Source organism: Metallococcus carri, from assembly GCF_011440275.1.
Lineage (GTDB): Bacteria > Actinomycetota > Actinomycetes > Actinomycetales > Dermatophilaceae > Metallococcus > Metallococcus carri.
This window is the reverse complement of sequence record NZ_JAAOIV010000009.1, coordinates 107,978-119,883: the sequence shown is the minus strand read 5'-3', so window position 1 is coordinate 119,883 and position 11,906 is coordinate 107,978. Positions and strand designations below refer to the sequence as shown.

Annotated in this window: 11 protein-coding genes; 5 read left to right on the top strand and 6 right to left on the bottom strand. The window is 69.2% G+C overall.

The window, feature by feature from the left end:
* The first annotated feature begins 5 nt into the window (after nucleotides 1-5).
* The 3 genes from G9U51_RS12630 to G9U51_RS12620 all read left to right on the top strand — a co-directional run bounded on the left by G9U51_RS12630 (nucleotide 6) and on the right by G9U51_RS12620 (nucleotide 2,744).
* Nucleotides 6-500 (top strand): hypothetical protein, encoded by a 495-nt coding sequence (locus G9U51_RS12630; protein ID WP_166197291.1) that lies wholly within the window; start codon nucleotides 6-8, stop codon nucleotides 498-500.
* 122 nt (nucleotides 501-622) lie between these two features.
* Nucleotides 623-2,146 (top strand): aldehyde dehydrogenase, encoded by a 1,524-nt coding sequence (gene adh / locus G9U51_RS12625; RefSeq protein ID WP_166197290.1) that lies wholly within the window; start codon nucleotides 623-625, stop codon nucleotides 2,144-2,146.
* A gap of 214 nt (nucleotides 2,147-2,360) precedes the next feature.
* Nucleotides 2,361-2,744 carry a DUF779 domain-containing protein gene (locus G9U51_RS12620; protein WP_166197289.1) on the top strand — a complete coding sequence of 128 codons (384 nt, stop codon included), beginning with the start codon at nucleotides 2,361-2,363 and terminating at the stop codon, nucleotides 2,742-2,744.
* Nucleotides 2,745-2,811: 67 nt separating this feature from the next.
* On the opposite strand, the gene G9U51_RS12615 is transcribed toward G9U51_RS12620, so the two are convergent.
* From G9U51_RS12615 to G9U51_RS12605, 3 genes are all read right to left on the bottom strand, one after another.
* Nucleotides 2,812-3,369: a protein-L-isoaspartate O-methyltransferase family protein gene (locus G9U51_RS12615; protein ID WP_166197288.1), complete on the bottom strand. Its 558-nt coding sequence runs from the start codon at nucleotides 3,367-3,369 to the stop codon at nucleotides 2,812-2,814.
* A gap of 209 nt (nucleotides 3,370-3,578) precedes the next feature.
* On the bottom strand, nucleotides 3,579-4,244 hold the full coding sequence (locus tag G9U51_RS12610; protein WP_166197287.1) for a DedA family protein: 666 nt from the start codon (nucleotides 4,242-4,244) through the stop codon (nucleotides 3,579-3,581).
* Nucleotides 4,245-4,349: 105 nt separating this feature from the next.
* On the bottom strand, nucleotides 4,350-4,877 hold the full coding sequence (locus G9U51_RS12605; protein WP_166197286.1) for a GNAT family N-acetyltransferase: 528 nt from the start codon (nucleotides 4,875-4,877) through the stop codon (nucleotides 4,350-4,352).
* An 86-nt stretch (nucleotides 4,878-4,963) separates the two neighbouring features.
* Between G9U51_RS12605 and pcrA the strand changes: the two genes are divergently transcribed.
* Nucleotides 4,964-7,396, top strand: coding sequence for a DNA helicase PcrA (pcrA, locus tag G9U51_RS12600; protein WP_166197285.1), 2,433 nt, complete (start codon nucleotides 4,964-4,966; stop codon nucleotides 7,394-7,396).
* 147 nt (nucleotides 7,397-7,543) lie between these two features.
* Here the strand turns inward: pcrA and G9U51_RS17895 are convergent, their stop codons facing one another.
* The 3 genes from G9U51_RS17895 to G9U51_RS12585 form a co-directional block, all read right to left on the bottom strand.
* Entirely contained in the window at nucleotides 7,544-8,422 is an 879-nt protein-coding gene (locus G9U51_RS17895) for a M23 family metallopeptidase (RefSeq protein ID WP_166197284.1), read from the bottom strand.
* Nucleotides 8,423-8,533: 111 nt separating this feature from the next.
* The gene (locus G9U51_RS12590) at nucleotides 8,534-10,087 is read right to left on the bottom strand and encodes a MauE/DoxX family redox-associated membrane protein (protein WP_166197283.1); all 1,554 of its coding nucleotides are present in this window, start codon (nucleotides 10,085-10,087) and stop codon (nucleotides 8,534-8,536) included.
* Between the two features lie 30 nt (nucleotides 10,088-10,117).
* On the bottom strand, nucleotides 10,118-10,981 hold the full coding sequence (locus G9U51_RS12585) for a hypothetical protein (protein WP_166197189.1): 864 nt from the start codon (nucleotides 10,979-10,981) through the stop codon (nucleotides 10,118-10,120).
* Between the two features lie 296 nt (nucleotides 10,982-11,277).
* Between G9U51_RS12585 and G9U51_RS12580 the strand changes: the two genes are divergently transcribed.
* Entirely contained in the window at nucleotides 11,278-11,694 is a 417-nt protein-coding gene (locus G9U51_RS12580; protein ID WP_166197282.1) for a cobalamin B12-binding domain-containing protein, read from the top strand.
* The last annotated feature ends 212 nt before the right edge of the window (nucleotides 11,695-11,906 follow it).

Sequence of the window (11,906 nt, the reverse complement as noted above, 5' to 3'; positions counted from 1 at the left end):
TTCAGATGGCACAGATGTCACGCCGCGCCGTGGTCAAGGGGACCGCGTGGGCGACGCCCGTCCTGATCGTCGGGCGTCCCGCCGCGGCGCAGGCGAGCTCGCTGCAGGACGTCGCCGTGACGGGTGCGGGGTACACGAGCAGCAACAACTCCGCGACCGTCAACTTCAGCGTCTGCGCGGTGGGCTCGGCACTCGCGTCCGGCAGCACCTTCACCCTGACCGTCACGGGCACAACCTCCGTGGCGCTGTCCGGGACGCTGGTCACGAACAGCACCGTGGTCCAGGCCGGCACGACCTACACCTTCACCACGACCGGCACGCTGGCTGCCGGGGCGTGCTGGACACTCGGCGTGGCGCTGTCGTCCATCGGCGGCAACAACACCGCGACGGCCACCCTCAAGGTCGGGACCACGAACGGCAACGCCAACTCCGACACGACCAATGACAGCGCGGCGTACACCTGCGTGCGTACGAATGGCAGCGCGGCTGCCTGCAGCTGAAGCCGCCACCACCCGCCACGGCGGGAGTAGAGCTTTCTGGTGCAACGTGATTGCAACGTCGGTGTGATTAGCGTCACGGGCAGCCGGGGCGAGCCCGCCCCGATGGCGAAAGGAAGCCCGCAATGCCCGTGTTCGAACGGCCGGGAAGCTCCGGCTCGCAGATCAAGGTCGAGGACAAGTACGGCCACTTCATCGGCGGCGAGTTCGTCGCGCCGAAGAAGGGCGAGTATTTCGACAACTACGCCCCGCAGACCGGTCAGGTCTTCACCCAGGTGGGCCGGGGCACCGCCGAGGACATCGAGGCCGCCCTCGACGCCGCACACAACGCGGCCGACTCGTGGGGCCGCACCGCGCCGACCGAGCGCGCCAACCTGCTGCTCAAACTCGCCGACACCATGGAGGCGAACCTCGAGGACATCGCGGTCATCGAGTCGTGGGACAACGGCAAGGCGGTCCGCGAAACCCTCGCGGCCGACATACCGCTTGCGATCGACCACTTCCGGTATTTCGCCGGGGTGCTGCGCGCCCAGGAGGGCACGATCAGCGAGATCGACGAGCACACGGTGGCCTATCACTACCACGAGCCGCTCGGCGTGGTCGGCCAGATCATCCCGTGGAATTTCCCGATCCTGATGGCGGTCTGGAAGCTCGCACCGGCGCTCGCCGCCGGCAACGCGGTCGTGCTGAAGCCGGCCGAGCAGACCCCGTGGTCGATCCTGAAGCTGATGGAGCTCATCGGCGACCAGCTGCCGCCCGGCGTCCTCAACGTCGTCAACGGATTCGGCACCGAGGCCGGCAAGCCGCTCGCCAGCAACAAGCGGATCGCCAAGATCGCCTTCACCGGCGAGACCACCACCGGCCGGTTGATCATGCAGTACGCCAGCCAGAACCTCATCCCGGTCACCCTCGAACTCGGTGGCAAGTCCCCGAACATCTTCTTCGAAGACGTTGCAGCACAACGGGATGCGTTCTACGACAAGGCGCAGGAGGGCTTCGCGATGTTCGCCCTCAACCAGGGTGAGGTGTGCACCTGTCCCTCTCGCGCACTCGTGCAGAGCAGCATCTACAGCGAGTTCATGAAGGACGCCGTCGCCCGCGTCGAGAAGATCAAGATGGGCAACCCGCTCGACACCGACACCACGATGGGCGCTCAGGCCAGCAACGACCAGCTGGAGAAGATCAAGTCCTACCTCGAGATCGGCAAGGAGGAGGGCGCCAAGGTGCTCACCGGCGGCGAGGTCGCCAAGCTCGGTGGCGACCTCGACGGCGGGTACTACGTGCAGCCCACGGTCTTCGAGGGCGACAACTCGATGCGGATCTTCCAGGAGGAGATCTTCGGCCCGGTCGTGTCGGTGACGCAGTTCAACGACGAGGCGGACGCGCTCAAGACCGCCAACGACACCCTCTATGGTCTCGGCGCCGGTGTGTGGTCGCGCGACGGCGGCACGTCATACCGGATGGGCCGCGGCATCAAGGCCGGTCGGGTGTGGGTGAACAACTACCACGCCTACCCGGCGCACGCGGCATTCGGCGGCTACAAGCAGTCCGGCATCGGGCGCGAGACGCACAAGATGATGCTCGACCACTACCAGCAGACCAAGAACCTCCTGGTCTCCTACAGCCCCGACGCGCTCGGCTTCTTCTGATCGAACGGGGGCGGTATGCCGCTCGCTCGCGCTCGCGTGCGTACCGCCCCGTTCGATCAGATGTCCTTTGATTCGGCTCCTCCCCGCATCGGCTCGCAGGCTCGCCCGTGCGGATCGTCGACCGAATCGTTGATCGAACCAGGGGGCGGTATGCCGCTCGTGCGTGCTGCCCCTTGTCGATCGGCAGCTGAATTCATCGGTGAGAGGAGCGGACATGACCGAGGTCGAGCGGGTGGGTTACACCGAGGCCGCCGCGGAACTGATCCGCCGGTTGGTGGAGCGCAACGGACCGGTGATGTTCCACCAGTCCGGCGGCTGCTGCGACGGGAGCGCGCCGATGTGTTATCCGGACGGCGACTTCCTCATCGGTGACGTCGATGTGTTGCTGCAGGAGTTGCGCATTGACGGGGTCGTCGAGCCGGTGCCGTTCTACATGTCGGAGTCGCAGTTCGAATATTGGAAGCACACCCACCTGACGCTCGACGTGGTGCCTGGCCGAGGAAGCGGGTTCTCCCTCGAGGCGCCGGAGGGCGTGCGCTTCCTGATCCGGTCGCGCGTCTTCGACGAGGCCGAACTCACCGCGCTCGGTCTGCTCTAGGGGGTATGCCGGAGCTGGCCCGGTGTCCGCGCGTGCGCACCAGCCGTGGTGCGCACACGCGGACACTTCACGCGTGCAGGGGCACGAACCGGTAACGGCCGTGCCGGGTCACCTCGACCTCGGCTCCGACGCGTCGCACCAGCAGCATCTCGCCGGCGACCGGGATGACCATCCGGCCGCTAGGACCGAGCTGGTCGACCAGTTGCTGCGGTAGCTCGGGCGGGGATGCCGAGACGAGGATGCGGTCGAAGGGCGCGAACTGTGGCAGGCCGAGCCTGCCCGGCGCGGCGGCCCGGATCGAGGACCACGGCTGGTCGGTGGCGGCCAGGTTGCGGGCACCGAAGGTGACCAGCTGCGGCACGATCTCGACACCGAACACCTCACCCGACGCGCCCACCAGGTGAGCCAAAAGCGCTGTGGTCCAACCGGATCCGGAGCCGACATCGAGCACGCGCTGCCCGGGGTGCGGCTGCAGCAAGCGCAGCATGTCGGCCACCGTGCGGGGCTGAGAGTTGGTCTGGCCATGCCCGATCTCGATGGGCGCATCGACCCGCGGGTCAGCGGTGCCTTCGGGCAGGAACCCGCGCCGGTCGATCGCGGCGAAGGCGGCGTCGATGGCGTCCACGACGTCGAGGGTATGCCGCGGCGCCCCGTGGATTGAGCGAGCGGGCACCTTCTTCGTCGGTTGAGCGAGCGGGCACCTTCTTCGTCGGTTGAGCGAGCGGGCACCTTCTTCGTCGGTTGAGCGAGCGGAGCGAGTCGAAACCTCCTGGGTTCATCGGGTTTCGACGCGGACTCGGCTGGCGCCTCGTCCTCGCTCAACCAACGAGAAGTTCAGGCGGGGGCGGTGGAGGGGTTGTCCTTCTCGGCCCGCCGGGAGGCGGCGAAGGCTTCGACATTGCGTTCCAGCCGCCGCCGGAGCACGGTCGAGGCGAGGATGCCGAGAATGACAGCGAGCGCGAGCCCGGCATACGAGAAGTTCTTCAGATAGGCCTCGGCGGCCCGGCCGGCGTAATAGACGGCATAGGTGGTGCCGCCGGCCCAACAGATCGCGCCGAGCACGTTCGCGGCGAGGAACTTCGGATAGGACAGCCGCAACATCCCCGACAGCGGCCCTGCGAAGATGCGCAGCAGCGCCACGAACCGGCCGAAGAAGACGGCGAGCACGCCATACCGCTGGAAGACATGTTCGGCATAGGCGACGACATCGTCGTTGACATGCCGCGGGAAGCGACGGGCGAGCAGCCGGAAGAGCCGGTCGCCATAACGCCGGCCGATGGCATAGCCGATCGAGTCGCCGATGACCGCCCCGAGGATCGCGCCGATGGCGATGCCGTGCGGGGTGAGCTGCGACCCGCCGCGGGAGGACAGCACCGACGCCGCGACGAGCACGACCTCGCCGGGCAGCGGGATGCCGAGGCTCTCGATGCCGACCACCAGACCGACGAGCCCGTAGACGGCGTCGGCCGGGATCGTCTGCAGCAGGTGGTCGATGTTCATCGAGGGCGATCGTACGTCCGTTGGGGTGGGGGCTCAGTGCCAACCCGCCGGGCCCGCGCCGCCCGGAGTCGACGCCTCACCCAGGATGTGCTTCGTCGTCGAGGTTCACGGGGACGTCCGGATCCAGTAGCGGCGCTTGCCGGCGCGCTCGTCCTCGAGGACGCCGCCGCACCGCTCGATGGTGCGGGCGGAGGCGAGATTGTCCAGATCGCAGGTCAGCAAGACCCGGTCGATGCCGAGACCATGCGCCCGGCGCACCGCCTCACGCAAGGCCGCGGTCGCGACACCTCGGCCGCGCGCCGAGCGGCGCACGCCATAGCCGATGTGGCCGCCTTCGTTGAGCAGGAATGGCGTGGCCACCGTATGCCGCAACTGCAGCGCGCCCAGCACGATGTCGGAATCGTCGGTGATCCAGAAACAGGTCGCCGGCACATAACCCTCGGGCAGTTCGCGTCCATAGGCACCGGCCAGCTGCCGGCGCACCACCTCGGCAAAATGGGCAGGGTCGCGCAGCTGCGCCGGATCCTCCAGATAGACCCCGAAACCATGGCGCACCGCGCCGTCGTCGAAGTCGTCGTAGGCCGCCAGCCAGTCGGCGTGCCGTTGCGGATCGGGGTCGACGAGTCGGATCACGTCGCCGAGCGTATGCCGGATGTCCCGGCGAGGCTTCCCCCACACGCCAGCCGCTGTCGGTGCCGGCACGTAGGCTGGAGCACGAGATGAGCAGCCTGTTCGACGACCTTCCCCTGCCCGGTTTCGGCGCCGACTCGGCGTCCCCACATCGCTCGCCGGGGCGGATCGGCGAGGTGGACGAGCACGGCATACCGACCTGGGCGAGCGACGCCCCGCGCGACGCATCGGAGGCGGCCCCGCCCGCGCCCAACCGGCCCACGATGCGCGACCCGGAGTCGCTGCTGGAGGGCCTCAATCCGCAGCAGCGGGAGGCGGTCGTGCACGAGGGTTCGCCGCTGCTGATCGTCGCCGGCGCGGGCTCGGGCAAGACCCGGGTGCTGACCCACCGGATCGCCTACCTGCTCGGCCAGCGGCACGCCCAGCCCGGGCAGATCCTGGCGATCACCTTCACCAACAAGGCGGCCGCCGAGATGCGTGAGCGGGTCGAGGCCCTCGTCGGCCCGGCGGCCAAGGCGATGTGGGTGTCGACCTTCCACTCCGCGTGCGTGCGCATCCTGCGGCGCGAGGCTGCGACCGTGGGGCTGAAGTCGTCCTTCTCGATCTATGACGCGGCAGACTCCCAGCGGCTGATGGCGATGGTCGTGCGCGATCTCGACCTCGACCCCAAGCGTTATCCGCCCAAGTCGTTCAGCCACCAGGTCTCCAACCTCAAGAACGAGCTCGTCGACGAGGAGACCTATGCCGCCCGGGTCGCCGCCGAGGACTCCTCGCACCAGGACCGGATGCTCGCCGAGGCCTACACCGGTTATCAGCGGCGGCTGCGGCAGGCCAACGCGCTCGACTTCGACGACCTGATCATGACGACGGTGCACATGCTGCAGGCCTTCCCGGATGTCGCTGAGCACTACCACCGGCGCTTCCGGCATGTCCTGGTCGACGAATACCAGGACACCAACCACGCGCAATATGTGCTCGTGCGCGAGCTCGTCGGCACCGGCACGCCCGACCCAGCCGTCGGTCAGGTGCCCCCGGCAGAGCTGTGTGTCGTCGGTGACGCCGACCAGTCGATCTATGCCTTCCGTGGCGCGACGATCCGCAACATCGTCGAGTTCGAAGAGGACTACCCGGACGCCAAAACCATTCTGCTGGAACAGAATTACCGCTCCACCCAGACGATCCTGCAGGCCGCCAATGCGGTCATCGCCAAGAACCCCGACCGCCGGCCCAAGAACCTGTGGACCTCCTCCGGGGACGGGGAGAAGATCGTTGGCTATGTCGCCGACTCCGAGCACGACGAGGCGGCCTTCGTCGCCCGAGCGATCGACCAGCTGGGCGACGAGCACGGGGTCAAGCCACGCGATGTGGCGGTCTTCTATCGCACCAACGCCCAGTCGCGTGCGCTGGAAGAAGTGTTCGTGCGGGTCGGGCTGCCCTACAAGGTGGTCGGCGGCACCCGCTTCTACGAGCGCAAGGAGGTCAAGGACGCGCTCGCCTATCTGCGGGTGGTCTCCAATCCGGCCGACACGGTCAACCTGCGCCGCATCCTCAATGTGCCCAAGCGAGGCATCGGCGACCGCGCGGAGGCGTGCGTCTCGGCCCTGGCCGACCGCGAGCGCATCCCGTTCATCGCCGCGCTCGGCCGGGCAGCCGATGCGCCGGGCATCGCGACCCGGTCGGTTGCAGCCATCGAGGGTTTCACCTCCCTGCTCGAAAAGCTCAGGCAGACAAGGGAATCTGGCGCCGGAGTAGGTGACCTGCTCGAGCAGATCCTCGACCTCAGCGGCTATATCGCCGAGCTGCGCGCCAGCCACGACCCGCAGGACGAGACCCGCATCGAGAACCTCGCCGAACTCGTCGCAGTCGCGCGCGAATTCGACGACAACTATCCCGGGCAGCCGCTGGAGGACTTCCTGGAGCAGGTGTCGCTCGTCGCCGACGCCGACGAGATCCCCGACGGTGACGACACCCAGGACCTCGGGGTGGTCACGCTGATGACGCTGCACACCGCCAAGGGCCTGGAGTTCCCGGTCGTCTTCCTCACCGGGCTGGAGGACGGCACCTTCCCGCACCTGCGCGCGCTCGGTGACCCCAAGGAGCTCGAGGAGGAGCGTCGTCTGGCGTATGTCGGGATCACGCGCGCCCGCGAGCGCCTGCACCTGTCGCGTGCGGAGGTGCGCTCGGCGTGGGGCGCTCCGCAGTACAACCCGCCGTCGCGTTTTCTCGGTGAGATCCCCGACGACCTGGTGCGCTGGGACCGGATCACTGGTGCGACCTCCTCGCCGCGGTCCTCGACTCCTGCCGTGGCGCGGCTGGCGCAGAAGCCGGGCGTGCGCAGCCCGGGCAACCGGCCGGTGATCTCCCTCGAGGCGGGCGACCGCGTCACGCATGACACGTTCGGCCTCGGCACGGTGATCCGGATCGAGGGTCAGGGCGAGCGAGCGATGGCGCATGTCGACTTCGGCGGCGATGCCGGGGTCAAGCGCCTGCTGCTGCGGTACGCGCCCGTCGAAAAGCTCTGATCCGCAGCGTCCTCAGCCGCATGCGGTGACCTCACTTGCATGCGCTGAGTTCACCCGCATGCGGTGACCTCACTCGCAGACGGTGATCACGGCATGCGAGTCAGTTGTGCGCACGCGAGTGGGTTATCCGCATGCGAGTGACGCGGGCTACCAGAGACCGCGGGCCTGCAGCCACGGCTGCGGGTTGACCGGCACGCCACCGATGTGGATCTCGATGTGCAGGTGCGGCCCGGTGGAATTGCCGGTGTTGCCGGACAGGCCCACGACCTCGCCGGCGGCGACGCGCTGGCCGGCGGAGACGTTGAGGGCGGACATGTGCGCGTAGACCGCGCTGACCCCGCCGCCGAAGTCGATGACGACCCGCTTGCCCTGGCCGCCATACCAGCCCGCGGCGACGATCGTGCCGGCGTTCATGGCGCGCAGCGGAGTGCCTGTTGGGGTGGGGAAGTCGTTGCCCTTGTGGTCGGTCGAGCCGATGCCGCCGGGGGAGACCCGGCCGCCGAAACCGGAGGCGAAGGTCGCACCGCAGCTGGCCATCGGGCACACCCAGCCGGTGGCGCTGCGGGTGGCGCCGGAACGTGAGGTGGACGGCGTCGCGGCCCGAGCCGCGAGGGCCGAGGGGGTAGAGGGAGCGGCGGCTGGGGGCGGCGCCTGCTCGTCGGCCTTGGCGGGCAGCGCGTCGGTGCCGACGGTCATCTTGGCCGCGAGGGCGGCGCGGGCCGCGGCGGCGCGCGAGATGGCGATCCGCTGACCGGCGGCGCGCTGGGCCGCTGCGCGGGCCGCCCGAGCCTTGGCGACCGAACCGGCGAGGCTGGCGTCGGGAGAGGGCGCCGCAACGGGCACCGGGGCGGCCGCGACGCGCAGGTCGCTGCCGAGTTGTCCGGTCGATCCGCTGGCGATGTCGGCGTGGTAGGTCACGGCAACGGCGGCGGTCGCCACGGCGATCCCCGAGGTGGGCAGCACCACCGACGGGCGCTTGATCAGCGGAGTGCGGACCGGGCGGTGCCGACCTCGATAACGAGCCACGTCACATCTTTCTCGCAAGGCCTGGGTGGACTCCAGCACCCTAACGTGATCAATTCGTAATCCGCACATCGACCGATGCCGCTGTGGAAAAGGCCACAGTGCGGCCACGCATCACGCCGACGCGTCGGCGTGCTCACCCTGCTGGTGCGCCTGCAGTCGCCGCGCTTCAGCCAGCGCGGGTGTCTCGACATAGCTTCCGGCGGCCTCGGCGCGCTCGACCAGCATCCGCAACACCGATCCGCCACCGACCCCGCCACCGGGCTGCACCACGCCGTCGAGCACCGGCATACCCGCTGGTGTGCCGGGCACCCCGAGCGCGGCGGAGGCATCGATGTCGACGGTCTGCAGCACCGGCCCGGTCAAGCCCTGGGCGCGCACCGAGGCGATCGGCTCGTTGATCAGCAACACGACCTCGCCGCGCTCGGAGAACTGCCGCAGTTCGGCGGCGATCTCACCGCAGTAGGGGCAGGAGTCCCGCCAGGCCACCACCGGTATGCCGTCCTCGCTCACCTCGCGGATCGCGTCCCGGAAGGCCTGCCGGCGGCCGGACTCGTCCACCACCTCGAACGGCGCGAGCAGGCTCCCGGCCGCCGGCAGATGTTCGGTGCCCTGGTCTTCTCCGCCGAGCGGACGCGCCTGCCGGGTCTGGTGGGCGGTGCCGGTCATCACGTTGACCCCGATGGCCTGCACGATCGCGGTGATCAGCTCCATGATCGCCTCACCACCGAGCGCCGGTCCTGCTGCGACCTTGCCGTTGGTGCCGAGCAGCACGGCACCCGGCGTGCCCGAGATGCCGAGTGAGGTGAGTGCGAAGCCGGCCGGGTCGGCATACAGGAATTCGCTCTGGTCACCGTAGTGGTCGAGCGCTTCGGGCAGCCCGCCCCACGACACGATCGTCACGCCCACCTCGGCCCGCAAGGCCTCCCGCCAGCCGGCGAAGGCCGGCGCGAGCTCCTTGCAGTTGCCGCACGCCGGCGCGACACCGATCAGCAGTTGGGCCCGCTCCCGCGACAACTCTGCGAGCGAGACCGGCTCGCCATCGGCGCGCAGCACCGACGACTGCGGGATCGGCGAGGCGACGAAGGTGCCCGCCGGTATGCCGGCCCGGCTCGCCGCCTCGCGCGCGGTCGCCAGATCGCGGTGCAGGGAGGCCGCGTGCAGCAGCGACCAGCTGGCGGCTGCCGCCGCGGCGACGGTGGTGATCAGCAGGATGCGCTCGGCGCCGGTCTGGTCGGCGATGGTGCGAGGAACCCCGGGGAAGGACCGGGAGAGGGTGAGCAACGCGATCACCACGAGGGCGATATTGCGCACCAGCGTCCATCGCGAGATCGGCTCCGCTGTGGCCTCACCGAAGCAGTGACACGACGGTGCCTCGCCGCGGGCGAGGCTGATGCCGACCACCAGGGTGAACCCGAGCAGCAACACCGTGGCGAGGACGCCGGCAGCCCGATAGCCGGCCTGCCAGGTGACGACGAGCAGCACGCCGATGCCGATCTCGGCATACGGCAGCAGTCGGCCGATCGGCCCGGCCAGTCGATCCGGTATGACGGCGAACTCGCCGACCGCGGCGGTGGCGCCCTCGCGGTCGCGCAGTTTGAGCACGCCGCTGGTGACGAGCACGCCGGCGATGCCCAGGCAGGCGAGCAACTGGATGGTAGTGATCATCGAATCGCTATCCCCCAACAGCGGTGGTGATCAGGGCGTGCAGGCCGCGAACCCTTGGTTGGAGGCGAAGGGTGTCGGGTCGCCCGGGCCGCAGGTCTTGGTCTGCGGCGGGCACTGGCAAAAACCGATGCCGATCTGGACGCCGAAGCCGCCGGTCCCAAGGACGCCGGCGTAGCTGAACGCCGCGCTGCCGATGTCGTTGCACACCAGGCCGTCCGCGCACTTCGGTGAGACGAGGACGCCGAGGTTGCTCAGGGTGGAGATCATCGTGTTGTAGGCGCCGGTCACCGTCCGGATCAGCCCGTCGACGACGGCGTTGCTCCCGCAGGATGCGGAATACGAGCACAGCGCCCCGAGCCGCCCGTCGTTGAACGGCGCGACGCAGATATTGGTGGGCAGCCCCGGCTGGTTGACGCAGCTGCGCAGGCCGAGCAGGTCGAGGGTGCCGACGGCGCTGGCGAAGGCGGTCAGGGCGGCGAGGAAGGTGTTGATCGCGGTCACGATCGCCCCGCCCGGGGCCAGGCACACGCCCGCGCATTGCGCGCCGCCGCACGTGCTGAGCGCGAGGTCGGTGCCCACACAGACGTTGAGCAGACCGAGTGGCCCGGTGCCGACGCAGACCAGTCCGGGCGCGCAGGTGCAGTGGCCACCGTTGTTGCCACCGCCGGGGAAGGCGATGAAGCAGTCGGTGGGATTGGTGCCGCCCGCGCAGCGGTCGCAGATCGGCGGCGAGGCGGCGTATGCCGGAGCCGCGATGGCGGTGGAGATCGTCGGCAGGCTCCACGCCAGACCCTTGGCGACGGTGCGGCGGCTGACGCGAGACGGCTCGGCCGCAGGAGCCTGCGGATCCGGTGGCGCCGCGATGGCTTCAGCAATGAGATCGGTATCGAGCATGACCATGACAATGAACCCCGAGAATCTGTCATCACCCCCGCAATCACCGATCAGGTGCGCGGTGCAGAACGATCCAATAGTCCACCGGGCATCGTGGGCCGGTAAACAGCGTCGCGAATTATTGACAGGATTTCTGGGCCCGAAATTTTTACCGGTCGAGGGGCAGGGGTTGCCGTGGTCGTCGGCTGCCTCGCGTGTCGCGGTGCGGGTGTCGCCGGCTGGCCTGGCGCTGCGGGGTTTCGGTGAGAGCGGCTGCCCTGTGAGCCCCGTCACGGGCGCGGTCTAAGCTGCCGGTCATGAGTCAACAGGCTGCTCCGCTGCGGATCGTCGTCGCCAAACCCGGGCTCGACGGCCATGACCGCGGCGCCAAGGTGGTTGCTCGCGCACTGCGGGACGCGGGCATGGAGGTCATCTACACCGGGCTGCACCAGACACCGGAGCAGATCGTCGAGGCCGCCATCCAGGAGGACGCCGACGCGGTCGGGCTGTCCGTGCTGTCCGGCGCGCACATGACGCTCTTCGCCAAGGTCATCGAGTTGCTCAAGGCCAAGGACGCCGACGACATCGTCGTCTTCGGCGGCGGGATCATCCCCGAGGAGGACATCCCGCAACTGGAGGCGATGGGGGTGGCCAAGGTCTTCACCCCAGGCGCGCCCACGACCGCGATCAGCGACTGGGTGCGTGACAACGTCGGAGAACACGCCGACGCCTGAGGCTGACGCGAGTTCGCCCGCCGTCGGCGCGGCGCGGCGCTCGGCGGCGAGCGCGGCGCGGCGCGGCGCTTGGCGAGCGCGCGGCGAGTGCGAGCTTCGCTGGGAGGCGAGCTGATCGGCATACCGCGCAGCTCGTCACGGTAGGCGGCCTGCCCGCCACTCGGCGCGGAACGGCGCGGGTCTAGTCTTCGGTGCGGACAATCCCTTCGAGG